General features: G+C 72.7%; 22 protein-coding genes. 7 read left to right on the top strand and 15 right to left on the bottom strand.

Features of this window, described 5'->3' with window-relative positions; all coding sequences use genetic code 11:
- Nucleotides 1-11: 11 nt before the first annotated feature.
- From AFB00_RS09365 to AFB00_RS09380, 4 genes are all read right to left on the bottom strand, one after another.
- Nucleotides 12-1,253 (bottom strand): ATP-grasp domain-containing protein, encoded by a 1,242-nt coding sequence (locus tag AFB00_RS09365; protein WP_068796904.1) that lies wholly within the window; start codon nucleotides 1,251-1,253, stop codon nucleotides 12-14.
- 95 nt (nucleotides 1,254-1,348) lie between these two features.
- Nucleotides 1,349-2,290, bottom strand: coding sequence for a DNA-binding protein WhiA (whiA, locus tag AFB00_RS09370; RefSeq protein WP_068796905.1), 942 nt, complete (start codon nucleotides 2,288-2,290; stop codon nucleotides 1,349-1,351).
- Between the two features lie 267 nt (nucleotides 2,291-2,557).
- The gene (locus tag AFB00_RS09375) at nucleotides 2,558-3,259 is read right to left on the bottom strand and encodes a TetR/AcrR family transcriptional regulator (protein ID WP_068796906.1); all 702 of its coding nucleotides are present in this window, start codon (nucleotides 3,257-3,259) and stop codon (nucleotides 2,558-2,560) included.
- Nucleotides 3,260-3,468: 209 nt separating this feature from the next.
- A complete protein-coding gene (locus AFB00_RS09380; RefSeq protein WP_068796907.1) occupies nucleotides 3,469-3,990 on the bottom strand; it encodes a class I SAM-dependent methyltransferase in 522 nt (173 codons plus the stop codon).
- 47 nt (nucleotides 3,991-4,037) lie between these two features.
- Between AFB00_RS09380 and AFB00_RS09385 the strand changes: the two genes are divergently transcribed.
- Nucleotides 4,038-4,472: a DUF1707 SHOCT-like domain-containing protein gene (locus AFB00_RS09385; RefSeq protein WP_068796908.1), complete on the top strand. Its 435-nt coding sequence runs from the start codon at nucleotides 4,038-4,040 to the stop codon at nucleotides 4,470-4,472.
- A 50-nt stretch (nucleotides 4,473-4,522) separates the two neighbouring features.
- Nucleotides 4,523-5,119: a TetR/AcrR family transcriptional regulator gene (locus AFB00_RS09390; protein ID WP_068796909.1), complete on the top strand. Its 597-nt coding sequence runs from the start codon at nucleotides 4,523-4,525 to the stop codon at nucleotides 5,117-5,119.
- A gap of 31 nt (nucleotides 5,120-5,150) precedes the next feature.
- Here AFB00_RS09390 and AFB00_RS09395 read toward each other — a convergent pair whose 3' ends face one another.
- Nucleotides 5,151-5,561 carry a hypothetical protein gene (locus AFB00_RS09395; RefSeq protein WP_068796910.1) on the bottom strand — a complete coding sequence of 137 codons (411 nt, stop codon included), beginning with the start codon at nucleotides 5,559-5,561 and terminating at the stop codon, nucleotides 5,151-5,153.
- Nucleotides 5,562-5,658: 97 nt separating this feature from the next.
- On the opposite strand from AFB00_RS09395, the gene AFB00_RS09400 reads away from it, so the two are divergent.
- Complete coding sequence (locus AFB00_RS09400) at nucleotides 5,659-7,509, top strand: prolyl oligopeptidase family serine peptidase (protein ID WP_068800150.1); 1,851 nt, start codon at nucleotides 5,659-5,661, stop codon at nucleotides 7,507-7,509.
- Nucleotides 7,510-7,530: 21 nt separating this feature from the next.
- On the opposite strand, the gene arsC is transcribed toward AFB00_RS09400, so the two are convergent.
- Complete coding sequence (arsC, locus tag AFB00_RS09405) at nucleotides 7,531-7,890, bottom strand: arsenate reductase (glutaredoxin) (RefSeq protein WP_068796911.1); 360 nt, start codon at nucleotides 7,888-7,890, stop codon at nucleotides 7,531-7,533.
- Between the two features lie 57 nt (nucleotides 7,891-7,947).
- Nucleotides 7,948-9,402 (bottom strand): catalase, encoded by a 1,455-nt coding sequence (locus AFB00_RS09410; RefSeq protein ID WP_068796912.1) that lies wholly within the window; start codon nucleotides 9,400-9,402, stop codon nucleotides 7,948-7,950.
- A gap of 109 nt (nucleotides 9,403-9,511) precedes the next feature.
- Here AFB00_RS09410 and AFB00_RS09415 point away from each other — a divergent pair, with 109 nt between their 5' ends.
- Entirely contained in the window at nucleotides 9,512-10,690 is a 1,179-nt protein-coding gene (locus tag AFB00_RS09415; protein ID WP_156819464.1) for an MFS transporter, read from the top strand.
- 231 nt (nucleotides 10,691-10,921) lie between these two features.
- Nucleotides 10,922-11,935, top strand: coding sequence for an endonuclease/exonuclease/phosphatase family protein (locus tag AFB00_RS09420; RefSeq protein WP_068796913.1), 1,014 nt, complete (start codon nucleotides 10,922-10,924; stop codon nucleotides 11,933-11,935).
- A gap of 52 nt (nucleotides 11,936-11,987) precedes the next feature.
- Here the strand turns inward: AFB00_RS09420 and AFB00_RS09425 are convergent, their stop codons facing one another.
- The 3 genes from AFB00_RS09425 to AFB00_RS09435 all read right to left on the bottom strand — a co-directional run bounded on the left by AFB00_RS09425 (nucleotide 11,988) and on the right by AFB00_RS09435 (nucleotide 15,116).
- Nucleotides 11,988-13,001, bottom strand: a complete 1,014-nt coding sequence (locus AFB00_RS09425) for an aspartate-semialdehyde dehydrogenase (RefSeq protein WP_231974421.1) — start codon at nucleotides 12,999-13,001, stop codon at nucleotides 11,988-11,990.
- A 68-nt stretch (nucleotides 13,002-13,069) separates the two neighbouring features.
- Entirely contained in the window at nucleotides 13,070-14,335 is a 1,266-nt protein-coding gene (locus AFB00_RS09430) for an aspartate kinase (RefSeq protein WP_068796914.1), read from the bottom strand.
- A 262-nt stretch (nucleotides 14,336-14,597) separates the two neighbouring features.
- Nucleotides 14,598-15,116: a CGNR zinc finger domain-containing protein gene (locus tag AFB00_RS09435; RefSeq protein ID WP_068796915.1), complete on the bottom strand. Its 519-nt coding sequence runs from the start codon at nucleotides 15,114-15,116 to the stop codon at nucleotides 14,598-14,600.
- A 26-nt stretch (nucleotides 15,117-15,142) separates the two neighbouring features.
- On the opposite strand from AFB00_RS09435, the gene AFB00_RS33935 reads away from it, so the two are divergent.
- The gene (locus tag AFB00_RS33935; RefSeq protein WP_197519805.1) at nucleotides 15,143-15,304 is read left to right on the top strand and encodes a hypothetical protein; all 162 of its coding nucleotides are present in this window, start codon (nucleotides 15,143-15,145) and stop codon (nucleotides 15,302-15,304) included.
- Here AFB00_RS33935 and AFB00_RS09440 read toward each other — a convergent pair whose 3' ends face one another.
- Nucleotides 15,305-15,610 carry a hypothetical protein gene (locus AFB00_RS09440; protein WP_231974295.1) on the bottom strand — a complete coding sequence of 102 codons (306 nt, stop codon included), beginning with the start codon at nucleotides 15,608-15,610 and terminating at the stop codon, nucleotides 15,305-15,307. It lies immediately after the preceding gene.
- 282 nt (nucleotides 15,611-15,892) lie between these two features.
- Here AFB00_RS09440 and leuA point away from each other — a divergent pair, with 282 nt between their 5' ends.
- On the top strand, nucleotides 15,893-17,689 hold the full coding sequence (gene leuA, locus AFB00_RS09445; RefSeq protein ID WP_068796917.1) for a 2-isopropylmalate synthase: 1,797 nt from the start codon (nucleotides 15,893-15,895) through the stop codon (nucleotides 17,687-17,689).
- A 193-nt stretch (nucleotides 17,690-17,882) separates the two neighbouring features.
- Here leuA and AFB00_RS09450 read toward each other — a convergent pair whose 3' ends face one another.
- Genes AFB00_RS09450 through AFB00_RS09465 form a run of 4 tightly spaced genes read right to left on the bottom strand, consistent with a single transcriptional unit; the run spans nucleotide 17,883 to nucleotide 21,887 of the window.
- Nucleotides 17,883-18,971: an ABC transporter ATP-binding protein gene (locus AFB00_RS09450; RefSeq protein ID WP_068796918.1), complete on the bottom strand. Its 1,089-nt coding sequence runs from the start codon at nucleotides 18,969-18,971 to the stop codon at nucleotides 17,883-17,885.
- On the bottom strand, nucleotides 18,968-19,963 hold the full coding sequence (locus AFB00_RS09455; RefSeq protein WP_068796919.1) for an ABC transporter ATP-binding protein: 996 nt from the start codon (nucleotides 19,961-19,963) through the stop codon (nucleotides 18,968-18,970). Before AFB00_RS09455 ends, AFB00_RS09450 begins: the two co-directional genes overlap by 4 nt.
- Nucleotides 19,960-20,886 carry an ABC transporter permease gene (locus AFB00_RS09460; protein ID WP_068796920.1) on the bottom strand — a complete coding sequence of 309 codons (927 nt, stop codon included), beginning with the start codon at nucleotides 20,884-20,886 and terminating at the stop codon, nucleotides 19,960-19,962. The genes AFB00_RS09455 and AFB00_RS09460 overlap by 4 nt, the downstream gene beginning before the upstream one ends.
- On the bottom strand, nucleotides 20,883-21,887 hold the full coding sequence (locus AFB00_RS09465) for an ABC transporter permease (RefSeq protein ID WP_068796921.1): 1,005 nt from the start codon (nucleotides 21,885-21,887) through the stop codon (nucleotides 20,883-20,885). Before AFB00_RS09465 ends, AFB00_RS09460 begins: the two co-directional genes overlap by 4 nt.
- Between the last annotated feature and the right edge of the window lie 14 nt (nucleotides 21,888-21,901).

Raw genomic sequence — 21,901 nt, forward strand, 5'->3', positions numbered from 1 at the left:
CTCCGGGGACCTCAGACGTAGAAGTCGAGTTCTTCCTGCTTCTTCAACAGGTCGCGCATGCGGTACGGGTCGTCGCCGAAGAAGTACAGCAGGCCCCAGTGCGTGCCGAACGCGGTCCGCTTGGTGACCGTCTCCTCCAGCGGCGCCGAGAGGTCGTGCGACTCGTAGTAGTCGTCGTCCTCGGTCGCCTCGGGGATCTGCAGGTCGCTGACGACCCGGCGGCGCGGGTACACACCGAAGCAGCCCGCGACGCCCGCGGCGTCGACGACCTCGGTCGGGAAGAAGGCGTCGATCTCCTCCTCCGTCGTCCTCGGGTCGAACGCCAGCACCAGCGCCTGGTAGGCGTTGAAGCCGTAGGCCCGCTCCAGCAGCTCGAAGACCTTGAAGCCCGGCGGCCGGTAGGCGACCTCGCCGAAGTACATCTCGCCGTCGCTGGTGACGAAGTACTCCGGGTGCACGAAGCCGAACTCGATGTCGAAGGTCTTGATCAGCTTCTCGATCTGGGCCGTGATCTGCGGCCGGTACTTCTCCAGCTCCGGGGTCGCCGGGACGAACACCGAATATCCGAGCGTGACGTACTCGGAGATGTTGAGAAATTTGATCTTACCGTTGTGCACCCACGCTTCGACGGCGAACTCCCAGCCGTCGAGATGGGATTCCATGAGGACCGGGAACTCCTCGTCCGGAATGGTGTCGACCTCGTCCGGCGTGCGGATGACGCGATGCCCGAGGCACCCCGCCTTGTCGAACGCCTTGAGGTGGATCGGGTCGTTCGGGTCACCGTCGAGCTTCAACAGGGTCTGGTTGACCCGCTTGAGGAACCGGATCACGTCGTCCCGGTCGTGCGCCTCCTCGAAGATGCCGACCCGGATGCCGCCGAGCTGGGCCCGGCGCTTCATCAGCGCCTTGTCCCGCAGCAGCATGGCCTGCCCGAACAGCCGGGGGTTGTCCATCAGGACGGAGTTGATCGCCCCGGCCCACTCGACGGTCTCCTCGAACAGCGGGATCGCGACGTCGACGCCGCGTTCCTGCAGCGTCTCCGCGATCTCCATCGAGCGGTCGTTGAGCCGCTCGAAGTTCCAGGGGACATAGGGGATCTCATGTTCGGTGCAATAATCCTCGGCCCATTCCGGCGCGACGACCACATATCTGCGATCGAACCGGTCGAGCGCCTCGATCGCATTCAAACTCCACCCGAGGAGGGCGACATAGCCCTTCTGCGGGTCCTTGCTCACCGGTTCGGACCGAGGCATCAAACCACTCCCGCGTTGCGGCACGTTTCCCTGTCGAATCGGGCGTACCGTCCGACCCTACCTGCCGGTCGGACACGCGGCCGGGCCCGGCGAGGTCAGCCGCCGCCGGTGAGCTCCTCGGCACAGGCCACCAGCCGGCGCAGCCGACCGGCGACCGCGTCCTTCGACATCGGCGGGTCGGCCATCTGACCCAGCCGCGACAGCGACAGCGACGGGTGCTCCATCCGCAGCACCCCGGCGGCGCGCAGGTGCGTGGGGGCCGTGTGGCCGAGCACGTCGAGCGCCCACGCCACCCGGGCGACGGTCCGGTCGGCCGCCTCGGCGGCCCGGCGGGCGTTCACCGTCTCCAGCGGCACGCTCGGGCCGCGCGGCACCGGCCGGGGCGTGCTGGACGCACACCGTTGCAGCAGGTCGGCCACCCCCGGTGCACCGGTGGCCCGCAGCAGGGCGTCCATGCTCTCCGGGTCCCGGACGACGACCCGGTGCTCGGTCGCCGTCTCGTGCGCGACGGCCAGCACCCCGAGCCCGCGGGCCGCGCCGACCAGCGCCATCACCACGGCCGGCCCCGGGCACCCCACCTGGATCCGGGCCCGCCCGGACGGCCGGACGATCCGGCCGCGCGCGAGCAGCGCGCCCCGCCACACCCCGCCCGCGACCACCGCGCCCCCGCCGACCACCGACGGCGGCAGCCCCAGCACCGGACGGCCCGTCCGGTCGACCAGGCCGGTCGCGCGGGCCAGGTCGGACCCCCGGCCCGCCATCCGGACGAGGTAGCGGACCGGATGGCTGCCGACGGCGAGCGCGTCCGCACCGGCCGACAGCCGTCCGTACAGGTCCGACAGCTCGCGGCGCAGCCGCATCGCGGGTTCCGGCGAGCCGAACTCGGCCCGGACGACGGTGCGCCCGCCGACCGCGGCCACCTCGCCCGCGAGCCGCAGCTGGGTGACCGCACCGGCGTGCCGCACCGCGGGACGTTCCTCCCGGACCGCACCCAGCTCACGGTGCAGCTCCGCGGTGACGCGCTCGGGATCGAACACGCTCTCTCCTCGTCGGCGCGAGGGCGGACCGGGCCGCGAACCCCCCGGTCCGCTCCCCGGCCCGCCCGACCAGACGGGTCGCGGGCACGACCCGTCACGGTCTCGGGATGTCCGCCGGCCCCTCCGGCACGCGCGCGACCCCTCCCGCACGCGGTGCGCCCGGCCTTCCCCCTCGACCCGTTCGCATGTTCACGCTGTCACCGGCACGTCAACTAGTTGCGCCGCGTACCGGATGACGCGGACAGTACCGTATACGCCGGGTAACGGCTATCGGGCCCGGCGCGTCACCGCGAAGGGGACATCCGGCTCGATGGCGATGCCGCAGCGCCGGGCCACGCCCTCGATCTGGATCCACACCAGCGTCGTGAGGTGCTCCACGACGACGTCGCGCTCCACCTCACGGGTGGTCAGCCACCACTCCGCCGTCGCCTGCGCCGCGCCGACGAGGGACTGGGACCAGACCTTGACGAACGCCGGCTCCTCGAGCCCCAGCGCGTCCGCGTAACCGCCGATCACCCCGGTCAGCGCCTGGGCGACCAGCTCCCGGCCGGCGTCGACGGCCTCGTCGTTCTGCCCGGGGAGCCGGCGCCGGAAGAGCAGGGAGACGTTCGGCGTGCCGTCGAGGAACCGGAGGAACTCGTCCATCGCGGAGCGGATCCGGGCGACCGGCGGGCCCTCGACGTACACCAGCGGTACGAGCCGCTCCACCAGCAGGTTCGTCGCCCGGTCCGCCATCGCGTCGATCAGGGCGCCGCGGTCGCCGAAGTGCCGGTAGATCACCGGCTTGGTGACCCCGGCCTCGACCGCGACCTGGTCGAGGCCGAAGTCCCGGCCCTCCCGGCCCAGCACGACCAGGGCGGAGTCGACGATCTCCTCCCGCCGCCGGGTGCGGTGGGCGGCCCAGCGGGTGCTGCGACCGTCGACCGGACTCCCGGCGGAGCTCTTCTCGGGACGGTCGGCGGCGGGCACGGTGGTGCTGGTCCTCCTTCGGACGGAGTCCGGTGGCGCACGGCGGGCGGGGCCAGTTGATCATGCCCGGGCCGGGCGTCGCGAATCCGCCGGTCGCGCGCCCGCCGGACGATCTCGACGGTATACCTCCACGGGGCGGTCGCGCCACCGGTTACAGGCCCGTCACCTGCACCGATCCGTGCTGCACGCGGTCCGGGCGGTGATTGGCGTCAGGGTGTCCGGTGATCGGCCGAACCGCCTGCGTCCGGACGGGCGGTGACCCCGGCTCCCCCGGTGCCGGAGACCGGCGCGACCGTCCAGCCGTGCCGTTGCAGACCCGCGGTCACCGCGGCCGGTGGCGGGCCCTCGTAGAGCACGTGCAGGACCCCGCCCGGGGCCAGCGCGGCCCGCAGCACGGCCAGCTCCGGCCCCGGGTCCCCGGTCCAGAACAGGTTGACGTTCACGGTGAACGCGACGTCGAGGGACCCGCCGGGCAGCACGAGGTCCGCCAGCGCGGACCGCCGGACCCGGAGCACCCCGGCCCGTACGTGCCCGGCGTTGCGCTCGGTGGTCCGCCGCACCGCGACCGCGGAGCGGTCCACGGCGAGCAGTGAGCCGGTCCGCAGCCGGGGACAGATCAGCTCCGCGGCCGCACCGGGGCCGCAGCCGACCTCGAGCACCCGGTCCGCCGGGGACGTCACGACCAGGCCGGCCGCGAACCGGACCCTGGCCGGCACCACCCGCGCACCCATGACCACGATCGTGGCAGCTCCGGGAGGAAACCGGCATAGTCGACGGGGTGAACGACCCGGTGCGCCCCGACGAGATCCGGATCGCCGACGCCGACCGGCAGGCGGTGGCCGACCGCCTACGCGCCGCCCACGACGACGGCTACATCGACCTCTCCGAGTTCGACGAGCGAATCGCCGACGTCTGGCGGATGCGGACCCGCGGCGACCTGGAGCGGGTCACCCGGGACCTGCCCGCAGCCCGGTCCCGGCCGCGACCCGACGGCATCCTTTTCGCCGCGACCCCCGGCGGCGTCGCGATGCGGGTGCTGTCGTTGATCTGGCTGTGCGTGACGGCCGCCGCGGCGGCCGGGAGTGCGGTGCTGGCGCTGCTGATCGAGGACCTGTCACCGCTGTGGTTCCTCATGGTCTCGGCCCCGCCCGGCGCGGTGCTGCTGTGCCTCTGGTCGGCCGGGGTGGGACGGCGCCGCCGGGGCGACCGGTAGCGAGCGGCCGGTGTACGAGCGTCCGTACGGACCGGATAGGTTTCCCGATCATGGGACACCGCGAGGAGCTGCTGGACGGGGCCGCGCAGTGCCTCTACGAGAAGGGGTTCGGCCGGACGACGGCGCGTGACGTCGTCGCGGCGTCCGGGACCAACCTCGCCTCCATCGGCTACCACTTCGGGTCCAAGGACGCGCTGCTCACCGAGGCCCTGCTGCGCGCCACCAGCTCGTGGGGCGAGGAGCTGGACCGGGCGCTCGCCGAGCCGGACAACGCCGTGACCACCGACCCGGCGCGGCGGGTGGAGGACACCTGGGGCCGGGTCATCGGCCTGTTCTCCACCCAGCGCCGGCTGTGGGCCACCCACGTCGAGGCGCTCGCCCAGGCCGAGCGGCTGCCCGAGCTGCGGGCCCGGCTCGCCGAGGCGCAGCACGAGGTCCGCGAGGGACTGGCACTCACCTTCCACACGCTGCCCGACGACGACCCCGAGGCCGCGGACCGCCGGGTGCACGTGCTCGGCACCGTCTACCAGGCCCTGCTCACCGGGATCATGGTGCAGTGGATGCTCGACCCGGACGCCGCGCCGACCGGACGCGACATCGCAGACGGACTCCGCGCGATCGCCGAGCGCACCGACGCCTTCGCCTGAGGCCGGTCAGCCCGATCGACCGCGGCCCCGGTCAGTGCCGCGGCTCGACCCGGCCGATCACGGTCCCGCCGCCCCGGTCCGTGCCCGGTTCGGCCACCCGAACGGTGAGCGTCCCGAGCGCGAGGAAGCGGATCGTCACGGTTCCCCCGGCCGTCACGTCCACCGCGCGGCCCTGCTCCGGGACGAGCACCCGGCGGGCCAGGTCGCTGCCGACGGTCAGCACCACTGTCGTCCCCCGCGGCACGACGACGGTGGGGATCAGCTCCGGCGGGACCGGCTCGGCGACGTCGAACCGCACCGGGGTCAGACCGTCCGCACCGGCCTGGGCCACGGTCACCGGACCGGGCGGGCGCACCGGCGCGACGGCACCGCAGCCCGCGATCACCGACAGCGCCGCCAGGACCGCCAGCACCGCCGGCGTCACCTGCCACCGGACGAGCACGACTCCGCCCGATCTCCGCACATCGCCCATGCTGCCCGACCCCCGCCGTGACCCCCGGCCGGTACACCCGTTCGTGGCGCACGGCACGATCGGGTACGTGACGTCCCATCCCACCGCCCCCGTACCCGCCACCCTGTTCGACGACGAGCGCGAGCAGCGCTGGCGGTCCCGGTTCACCGCGGCACGGATGTCGCGGCCGTCCTGGGCGCTCGACGCGCCGGACCGGGCCGTGTACCTGTCCAACGCGACCGGCACCTTCGAGATCCACGTCTGGGACCGGGGCTCCGGCGAGCACCGGCAGGTGACCGACCGGCGCAACGGCACCACCTCGGCGGTGCTGCCGCCGGACGGCGAGCAGGTGTGGTGGTTCGCCGACACCGACGGCGACGAGTTCGGGCACTGGGTCGCCCAGCCGTGGTCGGCCGGGCCGGGCGCGGCGACCGGGCCGGCCGTCCCGGGCGCCGGCGACGGCTACCCGGCCGGGCTGGAGATCGGCCGCCGCCGGACCGCCGTCGGCGTCTCCACCGACGACGGCACCACCCTGCTGGTGCACGAGCGCGGCACGGCGCACGACGCCCGGGTCGTCTACACCCACACCGAGGACGCCGGGGTGGGCGCGCTGTCCGAGGACGAGACGCTGCTGGCGATCTCGCACTCCGAGCACGGCGACTCCCGGCACCCGTCGCTGCGGGTGCTGCGGATCGAGGACGGCTCGACCGTCGCCGAGCTGCACGACGGGCCCGGCAAGGGCCTGGCCCCGCTGGAGTTCGCACCGGTCGCCGGTGACCAGCGGCTGCTCGTCGGGCACGAGCGCCGGGGTCGCGACGAGCTGCTGGTCTGGGACCCGACCACCGGTGCGGTCACCGAGCTGGAGATCGACCTGCCGGGCGAGCTGGTCGCCGGCTTCTACCCGGACGCCACCGCGCTGCTCGTCGCGCACACGCACGCCGCGCGGACCCGGCTGTTCCGCTACGACCTGGCCGACGCCACCCTCACCGAGCTGGCGACCGCGCCCGGCTGCGTCGGGTCCGCCGACGTCCGCGACGACGGCACCGTGGAGTACTCGTCGTCGTCGGCGGCCACGCCATCGCAGATCCGGGCCCTGCAGCCGGACGGCACCGACGAGCTCCTGGTCTCCCCGCCCGGGGAGCGCCCGCCCGGTTCGCTGCCGGTCCGGGACGTGTGGACCCCCACCCCGGACGGCGACGTGCACGCCTTGGTGACCGAGGCCCCGCGGGACGGCGACCGGCCGGCACCCGCCGTCTTCGTCCTGCACGGCGGGCCGCACGCCGCCGACGAGGACCGGTTCGACGCGGGCCGCGCCACCTGGTCCGACGCCGGGTTCACCGTCGTCGAGATCAACTACCGCGGGTCGACGGGTTACGGCTCGGCCTGGCGGGACGCCATCGAGGGCCGGCCCGGGCTGACCGAGCTGGCCGACGTCGCCGCGGTCGCGGACGCGCTGGTCGCCGACGGCACCGTCGACCCGGCGCGGTGCGCCGTGGACGGCTGGTCCTGGGGCGGCTACCTGGCGCTGCTGGCCGCCGGCACCCAGCCGGAGCGCTGGGCCGCGGTCGTCGCCGGGGTGCCGGTGGCCGACTACGTCGCCGCCTACGCCGACGAGATGGAGCAGCTGCGGGCGTTCGACCGGGCGTTGTTCGGCGGGTCCCCGGCGGACCTGCCGGAGCTCTACCGGGAGGCGTCGCCGCTGACCTACGTCGACGCCGTCCGGGTGCCGGTGCTGGTCCTGGCCGGGGAGAACGACCCGCGCTGCCCGATCCGCCAGATCGACAACTACCTCGACGCGCTCGCCGTGCGGGCCGGCCGCGGGGAGGTGCGCTACGAGGTCAGCCGGTTCGACGCCGGGCACGGCTCGCTCGTCGTCACCGACCAGCTCGACCTCATCGCGACCGAGGTCGACTTCGTACGCCGGGCACTCGCGGGCTGATCCCCCGAACCGGGCCGGGGCTCAGTCCCCCAGCAGGGTGAGCACGTTCTCCGGCGGGCGGCCGAGCACGGCCCGCTCGCCGACGCGGACGAACGGCCGCTCGATCAGCGACGGGTCGGCAGCCAGCGCGTCGAGCACGGTGTCGCGGTCGGCGTCGACGAGACCCTGCGCGCGGAACGCGACCTCGCTCCTCCGGGCGATCGCCCGCGGGTCGTCGGTGCCGAGTGCGGCCAGCGCGGACTCGATCTCGGCCCGGGTCGGCGGATCGTCGAGGTAGCGGCGCACCACCGGTTCCACCCCGTGCCCGGTGAGCAGCGCGAGCGTGGCGCGGCTCTTCGAGCAGCGCGGGTTGTGCCAGATCTCGACGGTTCCGTTCGCCACGGACGCCGACCCTAACGCCTCGCGGGGAGCGCCCGGCTCCCCGCGAGACGTCCGGTGTCAGGAGCCGTTGCGCACGGCCTGCTCGATCCGGTCGCCGATGTCCTTGTCGACGTTGCGCCAGTACTCGAAGGCGCGGGCGAGGATCGGCTCGGACACGCCGTCGGACAGGTGCTCGGCGACGTTGCCGACGAACCGCTCACGGGCGGCGTCGTCGAACACCTCCCGGACCATCGTGCCGGCCTGGCCCCAGTCGTCGTCCTCCGAGCGGAGCACGTACGCGGAGCGGACCATGTCGCCGTCGGCGTACCAGAGTGCCTCCGCGACCCGCTTCGGGTCCGCGGCCGGGCCGCCGTAGGAGTTCGGCGCGTAGATCGGGTCACGGGTGTTCGTGATCCGCATGGCGCCGTCCTTCTGGTAGTTGTTCACCTCGGCCTTCGGCGCGTTGACCGGGATCTGCTTGTAGTTGACGCCGAGCCGGGCGCGGTGCGCGTCGGCGTAGGAGAACCCGCGGGCCAGCAGCATCTTGTCCGGCGAGAGACCGGTGCCGGGGACGAGGTTGTTCGGCTCGAACGCCGCCTGCTCCATCTCCGCGTGGTAGTCGGTGACGTTGCGGTCCAGCGTCAGCTTCCCGACCTCGTGCAGCGGGTAGTCCGCGTGCGGCCAGATCTTGGTCAGGTCGAACGGGTTGTACCGGTAGGTCTTGGCGTCGGCGAACGGCATGACCTGCACGTGCAGCGTCCAGGACGGGTGGTTGCCCGCCTCGATCTCGTTGTACAGGTCGGCCTGGTGGTAGTCCGGGTCCGAACCGGCGAGGGTGTCGGCCTCGTCCTGGGTCAGGCACTCGACGCCCTGGTCGGACTTGAAGTGGTACTTCACCCAGAACAGCTCGCCGGCGGAGTTGACCCAGCTGTAGGTGTGGCTGGAGTAGCCGTTCATGTGCCGCCAGGAGCGCGGGATCCCCCGGTCGCCCATCAGCCAGGTGACCTGGTGCGCGGACTCCGGGGACAGCGTCCAGAAGTCCCACTGCATGTCGTGGTCGCGCAGGTTGTTGGCGACCCGGCGCTTCTGCGAGCGGATGAAGTGCTGGAACTTCATCGGGTCCCGGACGAAGAACACCGGCGTGTTGTTGCCGACCATGTCCCAGGTGCCCTCGTCGGTCCACAGCTTCAGCGAGAACCCGCGCGGGTCGCGCCAGGTGTCCGGGCTGCCACGCTCGCCGGCGACGGTGGAGAACCGGATGACGCCACGGTTCTCGGCGCCGGGCTGCAGGAACCCCGCCTTGGTGAACCGGGAGACGTCACCGGTGACCTCGAAGCGGCAGAACGCGCCGCCGCCCTTCGCGTGCGGCTGGCGCTCCGGGATGCGCTCCCGGTTGAAGTTGGCCATCTGCTCGATCAGGTAGTGATCGTTCAGCAGGAGCGGACCGTCCGGGCCGATCGTGAGCGAGTGCTCGTCGCTCGCGACGGGGCTGCCGGAGTCGGTGGTGGTCGGCTTGGGCTGCGAGCTCGTCACGGCCGTGCCTCCTCGTGGTGGTGGGTGCTCCGCGGGATTCCCTCGCTTTTCTGGAACGAAACCAGAATCCGGTCGCCGGACCGTCGGGGTCCGGGTTCAGGATGGGGGTGTGTCCGTCCCCGTCACCGCTCCGCGCACCGGCATCGGCGCCTTCCTCGACGTCCTGCGCCGGCCGGGCGTCGCCGGCGTGACCGCGCTGGGCATGGCGGCGCGCATCCCGGCCACCGCCATCGGCGTCACCCTGACCCTGCACACCGTCCTCACCCTCGGGTACGGCTTCGGCGCCGCCGGCCTGGTGGCCGCCGCGGTGCCGACCGGGATGGCGATCGGCGCACCGCTGCTCGGCTGGCTGATCGACCGGCGCGGCCTGCGGCCGGTGGTCGCCGTGACCACGGTGGCGGGGCTGCTGTTCTGGTCGGTCGCCCCGCTGCTCGGGTACGCCGGGCTGCTCGTCGCGGCGTTCGTCGCCGGCATCCTCACGATCCCGGTGTTCTCGGTGATCCGGCAGGTCATCGCGGCCGTGGTGCCGGCGGGGCACCGGCGTCCCGCGTTCGCGCTGGACTCGATGTCGGTCGAGCTGTCGTACATGACCGGCCCGGCGATCGGGTCGCTGCTGACCGTGTGGCTGGGCTCGTCGGTGTCGATGCGGGTGATCGGCGGCGGGTTCGTGCTGGCCGGTGTCGCGATGTGGTGGATGAACCCGCCGGTCCGGGCCGGTGGCGGCGGTCCCGGCCCCGTGACCCGCCCGCCGCTGCGCAGCTGGCTGACCCGGCCGCTGGTCGGTGCGCTGCTCGCCGTCTCCGCGGCGGTGTTCGCGATCATGGGGACGGAGCTGGCGTTCATCGCGTCGCTGACCTCGTCCGGGCACGCGTGGGCGATCGCGGTGGTGAACGCGGCCTGGTGCCTGGCCTCGGTGGTGGGCGGCTTCGTCTACGGCGCGGCCCGCCGCTCGGCACCGCTGCCGCTGCTGCTCGCCGTGCTGGGGCTGGCGACGCTGCCGGTGGCGCTGGCCTGGTCGTGGTGGAGCCTGCTGTTCCTGCTGCTCCCGGCCGGGCTGATGACGGCGTCCACGCTGGCCGCCGGCAGCGACACGGTCGGGCAGCTCGCACCGGACGAGGTGCGCGGCCTGGTCACCGGCCTGCAGGGCTCGGCGACGACGATCGGCATCGCCGTGGCCAACCCGCTGTCCGGTTTGCTCGTCGACACGGCCTCCCCCGCGGTCGCGATCCTGACCTGCGGCTCGGTCGCGGTCGCCCTGGCCGGCTGCGCCGCTCTCCTGATGCGCTGACCCCGCACCTCTCCCGCTCTCCTCACCCCTCCCCACGATGCACTCATGGAGCAAAAGCCTTGTGACGCCGGGCTTTTGCTCCATGAGTACGACGGTCCGGGGGCGACGAGCGGTCGGTGGGCGGCCGTTCGGCGTAACGGGGCGGGGACTCTGAGAGGGTTCACAGGCGATCGGCGCAGACGACCGTTCGGCCCCGGCGACGCCGGGTACCGCTCGGGCAGACTGGATCACGTGAGCGCCCCGCCCCACTCCGACCCCGCGACCGAGCCGATCCCCCGCCGGCCACGGCGTCGTGGGCGGCCGCGCTGGTTCTGGGCGCTCGTGCTCGGCCTGGCCGCGGCCGGCGCCGTGCTGCCGGACCTCCTCGGCGCGGACCGCTACTTCCCGTTCGCGCAGCTGATCGCGTTCCGCCCGCTGAGCGTCGGTGCGGTCGCCGTGGTCGCGGTGCTCGCGGCGCTGGTCACCGCGCTGCACCGGCGGTTCTGGCCGGTCCCGGTCCTCCTGGCGCTGATCGCGCTGATCGGGGCCGCGCTGGTCCTGCCGCGCACGATGGCCGACCCGGCGCCGGCCGGTTCGCGCACGCTGAAGGTGCTCGCGCTCAACGTCTACGAGGGCGAGGCCGACGTCGACTCGCTGGCCGCGCTGATCCGCGCCGAGGACCCGGACATCGTCTCGGTCCCCGAGGCCGGCGGCCGGTACGCGGGGGAGCTCGAGGAGCTGATCTCCCCGCTGGGCTACTCCGTCGAGTCCTCGGTCTCGCACCGCACGGCCGACGTCCGCGGCAACACCGTGGCCTGGTCCGACCGGCTCGGCGAGGTCCGTACCCGGGTGGACGAGAACACCCGCTTCCACGCCATCGAGGCGACCGGCGGCGGCCTCGGCGACCTGCGGTTCGTGGCGTTCCACTCGGTCGCGCCGGTGCCGAGCTCGGTCGGGCAGTGGCGCGAGGACCTCGGGCAGGTGCAGCAGTGGTGCTCGGCGGGCGGACCGGCCGTCGTCGCCGGGGACTTCAACGCGACGCTGGACCACTCGGTGTTCCGCAACGCGATGGCCGGCTGCTCCGACGCCGGGGAGACGACCGGCAACGGCCTGGCCGGCACCTGGCCGACGTTCGCGCCGGAGTGGATGGGCCCGCAGATCGACCACGTGCTGAGCAACCAGGGGATCGCGGCCGAGTCCTTCGACGTGCACCTCGTCCCGGGGACCGACCACCGCGCGATCGTGACCACGCTGCGCCTGCCCTGACGCAGAAGGGGGCCGGACCCACCGGGCCCGGCCCCACTTCGGGAGGAGCGGATCAGCCTGCTGCGGCGACCGTCTCCGCGACCTCGTAGGTGTTCAGCGCGGCACCCTTGCGCAGGTTGTCACCGCAGACGAACAGCTCCAGGGTGTTCGGGAAGTCCAGCGCCTGCCGGATCCGGCCCACGACCGTCGGGTCGCCACCCACCGCGTCGGCCGGGGTCGGCCACTCACCGGCGGCCGGGTCGTCCTTCACGACGGTGGTCGGCTGGTCCGCGAGCACCTTGCGGGCCGCCTCGACCGGCACGTCCCGGGAGAACGTGGCGTGGATCGACAGCGCGTGCGTGGTGACCACCGGGACCCGGACGCAGGTCGCGGAGACCTTCAGCTCCGGGATCCCGAGGATCTTGCGGGACTCGTTGCGGACCTTCAGCTCCTCCGAGGACCAGCCGTCGTCCTTCAGGGAACCGGCCCACGGCACGACATTGAGCGCCAGCGGGGCCGGGAACGGCGAGCCGTCGCCGACCGGGATCCCGGCCTCGGTCAGTACCGCCGAGACGTCGCCCGCGGCCTTGCCGACGTCCTTGCCGGCGACCGCCGAGATCTCGGCCTGCAGCTGGTCGATGCCGGGCTGACCGGCGCCGGACGCGGCCTGGTACGACGACACGACCAGCGCCTCCAGACCGAACTCGCGGTGCAGCGCACCCATCGCCGCCATCATCGACAGCGTCGTGCAGTTCGGGTTGGCGATGATGCCCTTGGGGCGCTCGGTCACCTTGTCCGGGTTGACCTCGGGGACGACCAGCGGCACGTCCGGGTCCATCCGGAAGGCGCCGGAGTTGTCCACCGCGACCGCGCCGCGGGCCGCCGCGATCGGGGCCCACTCGGCGCTGACCTCGTCCGGGACGTCGAACATGGCGATGTCGACGCCGTCGAAGACCTCGGGCTTGAGCTCCAGGACGGTGATGTCCTCGCCGCGCACCGTCAGCACCTTGCCGGCGCTGCGGGCGGAGGCGATCAGGCGGATCTCGCCCCACGGCACCGACTCCCGGGAGTCGATGATCTCGATCATGGTGGTGCCGACGGCTCCGGTCGCGCCGACCAGCGCGAGCACCGGCTTGTCGTTGAGGCTCACGTCGTTCACCGGCCCGTTCCCGCGGCGACCACCGCGTCGTCCTCGGCGCCCAGGTCGAACGCCTCGTGCAGGGCCTGCACCGCGACGTCCAGCTGGTCGGACCGGCACACCACCGAGATCCGGATCTCCGAGGTGTTCATGATCTCGATGTTGATCCCGGCGTCGGACAGCGACTCGCAGAACTTCGCGGTGACGCCGGGGTGGTTGCGCATACCGGCGCCGACCAGCGACACCTTGCCGATGTCGTTGTCGTAGATCAGCTCGGCGAAGCCGATCTCGGCCTTGGCCCGGTCCAGCGCGGACACCGCGGTGTCACCGTCGCTGCGCGGCAGCGTGAAGGTGATGTCGGTCTTGCCGTCCGCGGAGTTGGAGATGTTCTGCAGGACCATGTCGATGTTGATCTCCGCGTCGGCGACCGTGCGGAAGATCTTCGCGGCCATGCCGGGGGTGTCCGGCACGCCGGTGACGGTGATCTTGCCCTCGGACCGGTCGTGCGCGACGCCGGTGATGATCGGATTCTCCAACGGGATCTCCTCGATCGAGCCGGAGACCAGCGTGCCCGGCTTGTCGTTGTACGAACTGCGCACCCGCAGCGGGACGCCGTAGCGGCGGGCGTACTCGACGGCGCGCAGGTGCAGCACCTTCGCGCCGGACGCGGCCAGCTCCAGCATCTCCTCGTAGGTGACGGTCTCCAGCAGGCTGGCCCGCGGGACGATCCGGGGGTCGGCGGAGTAGATGCCGTCGACGTCGGAGTAGATCTCGCAGACGTCCGCGTCCAGCGCCGCCGCGAGCGCGACGGCGGTCGTGTCCGACCCGCCCCGGCCCAGCGTGGTGATGTCCTTGGAGTCCGCGCTCATCCCCTGGAAGCCGGCGACGAGGACGATGTACCCCTCGTCGAGGGCCTCGCGCAGCCGGTACGGGTTGACGTCGGTGATCCGCGCGTCGCCGTGCCTCGACGTCGTGAGCATGCCGGCCTGCGATCCGGTGAACGACCGCGCCTCCGCCCCGAGCGAGTGGATCGCCATCGCGACCAGCGCGTTCGAGATCCGCTCACCGGCGGTGAGGAGCATGTCCATCTCGCGGGCCGGGGGCCGCGGCGAGATCTGCTCGGCCAGATCGGTCAGCTCGTCGGTCGTGTCCCCCATGGCCGAGACGACGACGACGACGTCGTGCCCCTCCTTGCGGGTCCGGACGATACGCTCGGCGACCTTCTTGATGCGCTCCGCGTTCTCGACCGATGAACCGCCGTACTTCTGCACGACGAGGGCCACGCCGGCCTCCTGTCCCGGCCCCGTACCTGGAGCCGTCGGGTGGTCTCGCTCTTCGACCGCGCAACGTACGGATGGTGTTCCGCGGCAGGTCGGAACGGCACACTACCGGCGCGGGGCACCCGATTTCAGGATCTGACCCGGCCTCGATGACCGAAGCCACACGAGCGGGACCCCGCGCGGTGCGATCGGGTAACGCGCGCGGAGGGAGCGATCCGCGGCCACCGGCCGGGCCGGTCACCAGCGACTCCACGCACGGGCACTCTCACACCGCCGCACGCGCCCGGTGCCGGCGCACCGCGTCGGTGTTGCCGCACCGTGCACTGCAGTAGCGCTGCCTCCCGGTACGGGACACATCGGCGTACACCCGGTCGCACTCCGGCGCCGCGCACCGGCCGAGCCGGTCCATCCCCCGCGTCGCCACGTGGGTCGCGGTACCCATGGCGACGAGCGCGTGCAGCACGGCGGCGAGGCCGATGCCGTCGTCACGGTGGTGCAGGTGCCAGTGCCCGTCGTGGTCGGTCAGCCGCGGCGGGCCGGTCCCCTCGGCGAGCAACGCGTTGACCAGCCGGGCGCGTTCGGCGCCGGGACCGGCGTCGACGAGCGCCGCCCAGCGGTCCAGGAACGCCAGCACCGCGGTGAGGTCCTCGGGCACCGGCTCCCAGTCGTGCACGAGCCCGGCCCGCACACACCGCGCCACCAGCTCGTCGAGCGTCGACGGCCGGGCGTTCACCAGGTCCACCGCCAGCAGCACCGGATCCTGGCCGTAAGGGTTGATGTGCATGAAGTCATTACAGCAGGGTCGACGGCATGAGCGCACCCCTCGACCACCGGTGGCGGCCGGAGTCGTCGCACCGCACGTCCGACGGCGTCGTCACCTACCTGCGGTGCCACTGCGGCGCGCACCGCATCCGGCTGGACCCGGCCACGTCCGCCCCGCGCCGCGACCTCGCCCGGCTCCCGGGCCGGTGATCAGACCCGGCGCAGCAGCCGGACGACGACGGCCGTCACCACCAGCCAGAGGATCGCCGCGACGCCGTAGTTGAGGGTCACCGCCATCTTCGGCTGCTCGGGGGTGAACAGGTCACCCAGACCGAGGTTGAGCTGCGCGGCCCAGCTCGCGACGAACTCCGTCAGGAAGTTCTGCGGATTCGCGTCGAGCAGGGTCAGCACGATGTGCCCGACCAGGATCGCCACGATCACCAGACCGACGATCCGCACGATCGTCGCGATGATCCCGATCCCCTGCCGAACGGTCGTCCCCACGGTTGCCGCCATCGAACACCCTCCACATCGTGACGAACGCCATGGTCCACCCGCGGCGCCCTCGCTGCCGGTCCAACGAGGGGCCGGCCGCCGGGTTGTGATCACTTCGTTGCGCCCGCGACCGCCCGTCCGGTGCACCGGGGTTGCCGGACGACGGGGTGCCGGGTCTACGGTGGGGTCATGGCGCGCCTGCTCCTTCGCCGCCGCGGCGGGGTCTGACCGACCGGCCCCTCGTCGCGGGGTTTCGTGTGCTCGCCGGTCGCATCGACCGATACCCAGCACAGGAGCACCGCAGTGACCACCTCCCCCGACGCCTACTCCACCGGCGCCCGCAGCAACGTCCGCACCCCGGACGGTGCCCCGCACGCCGCCCAGCCGGCCTGGAACCGCCAGCGCGGCTCGCAGCTGCCGTTCCACCGCTACCGGCCGTTCCACGAGCAGGTCGAGCCGGTGTCGCTGCCGGACCGGACCTGGCCGGACGTCGTCGTCGACCGGGCGCCGCTCTGGTGCGCGGTGGACCTGCGCGACGGCAACCAGGCCCTGATCGACCCGATGAGCCCGGTGCGCAAGCGCCGGATGTTCGACCTGCTGGTACGGATGGGCTACAAGCAGATCGAGGTCGGGTTCCCGGCCGCGTCACAGACCGACTTCGACTTCGTCCGCGAGATCATCGACGACGACGCGATCCCCGACGACGTGCAGATCCAGGTCCTGACCCAGGCCCGGCCGGAGCTGATCGAGCGGACCTTCGCCGCCTGCGAGGGCGCGCACTCGGCCGTCGTGCACCTCTACAACTCGACGTCGATCCTGCAGCGCCGGGTGGTGTTCCGGTCCGACCGCGCGGGCATCGCCAAGATCGCGACCGACGGCGCCGAGGAGGTCCAGCGGTTCTCCGAGAAGTACCCGGACACCGACTGGACGTTCCAGTACTCCCCCGAGTCCTACACCGGCACCGAGCTGGCCTACGCCGTGGACGTCTGCAACCAGGTCTCCGCGATCTGGCAGCCGACGCCGGACCGGCCGATGATCGTCAACCTGCCGGCGACGGTGGAGATGGCGACCCCGAACGTCTACGCCGACTCCATCGAGTGGATGCACCGGAACCTGGACCGCCGGGACGCGCTGGTGCTGTCGCTGCACCCGCACAACGACCGCGGCACCGGCATCGCCGCCGCCGAGCTCGGCTACCAGGCCGGCGCCGACCGGATCGAGGGCTGCCTGTTCGGCAACGGGGAGCGCACCGGCAACGTCGACCTGATCGCGCTGGGGATGAACCTGTTCACCCAGGGCATCGACCCGCAGATCGACCTGTCCGACATCGACGAGGTCCGCCGCACCGTCGAGTACTGCAACCAGCTGCCGGTGCACGAGCGGCACCCGTGGGGCGGTGACCTGGTCTACACGGCGTTCTCCGGGTCGCACCAGGACGCGATCAACAAGGGCTTCGCCGCGATGGAGGCCGCGGCCGCCGACGCCGGGCACCCGGTCTCCGAGCACCCGTGGGAGGTGCCGTACCTGCCGGTCGACCCGAAGGACATCGGCCGCACCTACGAGGCCGTCATCCGGGTGAACTCGCAGTCCGGCAAGGGCGGCATCGCCTACGTGATGAAGACCGAGCACCAGATGGACCTGCCGCGGCGGCTGCAGATCGAGTTCAGCCACGTCATCCAGGCCTACACCGACTCCGAGGGCGGCGAGGTCGAGCCGAAGGCGATGCGCGACGCGTTCGACCTGGAGTACCTGGGCCGGGAGACCCCGCTCAAGCTGGTCCGGCACCGCGTGAGCAGCGACGGGGAGGGGCGCGACGAGATCGTCGCGACCGTCCGGGTGGAGTCCGACCTGCACGAGATCACCGGCTCGGGCAACGGGCCGATCGCCGCGTTCGTCGACGCGCTGGCCGGGATCGGGTTCGACGTCCGGGTGCTGGACTACCACGAGCACGCCATGGGCGGTGGGGACGACGCCCGCGCCGCCGCCTACGTCGAGTGCGCCGTCGAGGAGAAGGTGTTCTGGGGCGTGGGGATCGACAGCTCGATCACCAGCGCCAGCCTCAAGGCCGTCGTGAGCGCCGTGAACCGCGCCCTGCGCTGACCCGCCCCCTCCCCCGCCCCCGGTTCCACTCATGGAGCCAAAGCCTCGTGACACCGGGCTCTTGCTCCATGAGTGCAACGGGCGCGGGGTGGGCGGCACCCCCGGCAGCCGCACTCATGGAGCTTCGGCCTCGTGACACGAGGCTTTAGCTCCATGAGTGCAGCCGGGGCGGCCCCCGAGGGCGAGGGCGACGTCAGCGGCCCATCGCGTCGGTGATCGAGATGGTGGGGTCGGGGAGGTCCGGGCCCGGGTCGGGAGCCGTGACGATCTCCTCCGGGGTCACCTCGTGCGGCGTGATCCGGCCGTCCAGGATCGCCTCGGCGTGGTGACAGGCCACCCGGTGCCCGGCGCCGATCTCCCGCAGTTCCGGCCGCTCGGTGTCGCAGCGGTCGGCCTGGCGCCAGGGGCAGCGGGTGTGGAACCGGCACCCCGACGGCGGCGCGGCCGGCGACGGCAGGTCCCCGGTGAGCAGGATCCGCTCGCGGGTGTCCTCCGCGGTCGGGTCCGGCTGCGGCACCGCCGACAGCAGCGCCCTGGTGTACGGGTGCAGCGGCTGGTCGTACAGCGCGCGGGCCGGCGCCTCCTCGACGATCGAGCCCAGGTACATCACGCCTACCCGGTCCGACACGTGCCGGACCACGGCGAGGTCGTGCGCGATCACCAGATAGGTCAGGCCCAGCTCCTTCTGCAGCGCGCGCAGCAGGTTCAGCACCTGGGCCTGGACCGAGACGTCCAGCGCGGAGACCGGCTCGTCGGCGACGATCAGGTCCGGCTCCACGCACAGCGCCCTGGCGATCCCGATCCGCTGGCGCTGCCCGCCGGAGAACTCGTGCGGGTACCGGCGCAGCGCCGACTCGGGCAGCCCGACCGCGCTCATCAGCCCGCGCAGCCGTTCCGGATCGGGCGCCAGCCCGTGCGCCGCCATGCCCTCGCGCAGCATCGCCCCGACCGACTGCCGCGGATCCAGGCTGGACAGCGGGTCCTGGAACACCATCTGGAACCGCTGCCGCATCCGGCGCAGCGGCTCGCCCTTCAGCGTCGCGACGTCGGTCCCGTCGAACGTCACCGAGCCCGCGGTGGGCTCGGTGAGCTTCAGGATCGCCCGGCCGAGGGTGGACTTCCCGCACCCGGACTCACCGACCAGCCCGTAGGTCTCGCCGCGCTCGATCCGCAGCGCGACGCCGTCGACCGCGCGGACGTGCCCGATCGTGCGCTGCACGACGACGCCGCGGGTGATCGGGAAGTGGACCTCGAGGCCGTCGACCTCCAGCAGCGGGCTCATCGCCGGGCTCCCACCGGGTTGTGGCACCGGAGCAGCCGGTCGGGTTCCGACTCGGCCACCGGTGTCGTGGACGTGCACCGCTCCAGGGCACGCGGGCAGCGCGGGGCGAACGCACAGGCGTCGTCCCACGGGAGGTTGTCGGCCACCGACCCGCTGATGGCGGGCAGCTCGTCGGCCGGGTCGGAGTCCAGCCGGGGGATCGAACCGATCAGTCCCGACGTGTACGGGTGCCGCGGGCGGGCGAACAGCGCGTGCCGCTCCGCCCGTTCCACCACCCGTCCCCCGTAGAGGACGTTGACGCGGTCGCACAGCCCGGCGACGACACCGAGGTCGTGCGTGATCATCACCAGCGCGGTTCCCGTCTCCGCGACGAGTTCCCGCAGCAGCTCCAGGATCTGCGCCTGGATGGTGACGTCCAGCGCGGTGGTGGGTTCGTCGGCGATGAGCAGCCGCGGCCGGCAGGCCAGCGCGATCGCGATCAGCGCGCGCTGGCGCATGCCGCCGGACATCTGGTGCGGGTAGGACGACAACCGCCGGGCCGGGTCCGGGATGCCCACCCGGTCCAGCAGCTCGACCGCCTCGGTACGGGCCTCGGCCTTGCCCATCCCGCGGTGCCGGACCAGGGCCTCGGTGATCTGGACCCCGACCTGCACCACCGGGTTCAGCGAGGACAGCGGGTCCTGGAACACCATCCCGATGTCGCGGCCGCGCCGGGCACGCAGCTCGGCGTCGGACAGCGTGAGCAGGTCGACCGGCTCGGCGGTGTCCGGGGCGTCGAGCAGCACCTTCCCCGACACCCGCGGGGTACGGCCGGGCAGCAGCCCCATGATCGCCAGCGAGGTGACCGACTTGCCGCAGCCGGACTCGCCGACCAGGCCGACGACCTCGCCGGGGTTCACGTCGAACGACACCCCGTCGACCGCGGTCACCGCCGGCTCGCCCTTGCGCACGAACCGGACCGAGAGGTCCTCCACGGACAGCAGCGGCGTCATCGGCGCCCCTTCGGGTCGAGTGCCTCGCGCAGCGACTCGCCGAGCAGCGTGAACCCGAGCGCGACCACGATGATCGCGATCGCCGGGTAGAACGCCAGCGCCGGGCGGACGTCGAGGAACGGCTGGGCGGACGCGAGCATCAGGCCCCACTCCGCGCGGGCCGGGTCGGCGTCGCCGAGCCCGAGGAAGGACAGCGCGGCGGCGTCCAGGATCGCGGTGGCCAGGGTCAGCGTGGCCTGCACGATCACCGGCCCGACCGCGTTCGGGATCATGTGCCGCAGCACGATCGCCCGGCGCCGGACGCCGAGCGCGGTCGCGGCGAGCACGTGGTCGGACTCGCGCTGGGCGAGCATCGACCCGCGCAGCAGCCGGGCGAAGATCGGCACGTTGACCAGCGCGACCGCGACGATCACCGTGCCCTGGCTGGGCCGGGCGGCGAGCGCGGCGATCGAGATGGCCAGCAGCAGCGACGGGATCGACAGCAGCACGTCGGTGACCCGCATGAGCACGGTGTCCACCCAGCCGCCGAGCGCTCCGGCGACCGCGCCGATCAGCACCCCGACCGACAGCCCGAGCAGCGTCGCCAGTACGCCGACCAGCAAGGTCTGCCGGGACGCCAGCACCAGCCGGGAGAACTCGTCGCGGCCGTTCTGGTCCGAGCCGAGCGGGAACCCGTCCTGCGGGCCGGGGATCGTGCCGGGCCGGAGCCCGTCGAGCAGCTCGGGGAACGCCTGGGCCGGGTCGTGCGGGGCGATCAGCGGCGCGAACACCGAGATCAGCACGAACAACCCGACGAGCACGGCGCCGACGATCGCGGTGGGGCTGCGGCGGAGCCGGATCAGCGCGTCCGCGGTCAGGCTCCGGCCGGCCGTCTCGTCGATCTTGTCCCGGCGGCGGCGGGAGTACTGCGAGACCGCGCTCACCGGAGCCTCACCCTCGGGTCGATGATCGCGTAGGACAGGTCGACGAGCAGGTTGACCAGCACGTAGATCAGCGCACCGAGCAGGACGACCGCCTGCAGCCGCGGGTAGTCGCGGCGTTCGATGCCCTCGGCGATGAGGGTGCCGATCCCGCCCCAGTTGAAGACCTTCTCGGTGAGCACCGCCCCGGCGAGGAGCAGACCGGTCTGCAGGCCGATCGTCGTCGACACCGGCAGCAGCGCGTTGCGCAGGACGTGCCGCCCGCGGACCGTGCCGGGCGCGAGGCCCTTGGCGTTGGCGGTACGGACGAAGTCGGACTCCAGCACGTCGAGCACCGACGCCCGGGTGATCCGCACGATCACGGCCAGCGGGATCGTCGCGAGCGTCACCGCGGGGAGCACGAGGTGCACGATCGCGTCCCAGCTCGCGTCGAACTCGCGGGTGAGGAACCCGTCGAGGATCGCGAAGCCGGTGACGGAGGTGGCGTCGATGCCGATCGCCTGCCGCCCGGACGGCGGGAGCAGCCCGAACTCGACGGCGAAGAGCTGCTTGAGGATGTAGCCCAGGAAGAACACCGGGACGGCGACGCCGACGAGCGTCCCGAGGATCGTGATGTTGTCCCACGGCCGGGCGCGGTAGCGGGCCGCGACGTAGCCGAGCGGGATGCCGGCCAGGATCGCGAGCAGCAGCGCCGAGACCGCCAGCTCGATGGTGGCCGGCAGGGCCCGGCCGAGCTCGGAGAGCACCGGGTCCCCGCTGACCAGGGAGGCGCCGAAGTCACCGGTGACCGCCCGGCCCAGGTAGCGCAGGTACTGGATCCAGACCGGCTGGTCCAGGCCGAGCGTGCGGTTGAGCGCCGCGATCGACTCCGGGGTGGCCTTGTCGCCGAGCAGTGCTCCGGCCGGTCCGCCGGGCAGCGAGCGCAGCCAGGCGAACAACAGCACGGAGAGGATCAGCAACGTCGGGATCACCTGGAGCAGGCGGCGCGCGACGTAGCGCAGCATGCGTGTGAGGTCCT

It is taken from the genome of Pseudonocardia sp. HH130630-07 (genome assembly GCF_001698125.1).
Lineage (GTDB): Bacteria > Actinomycetota > Actinomycetes > Mycobacteriales > Pseudonocardiaceae > Pseudonocardia.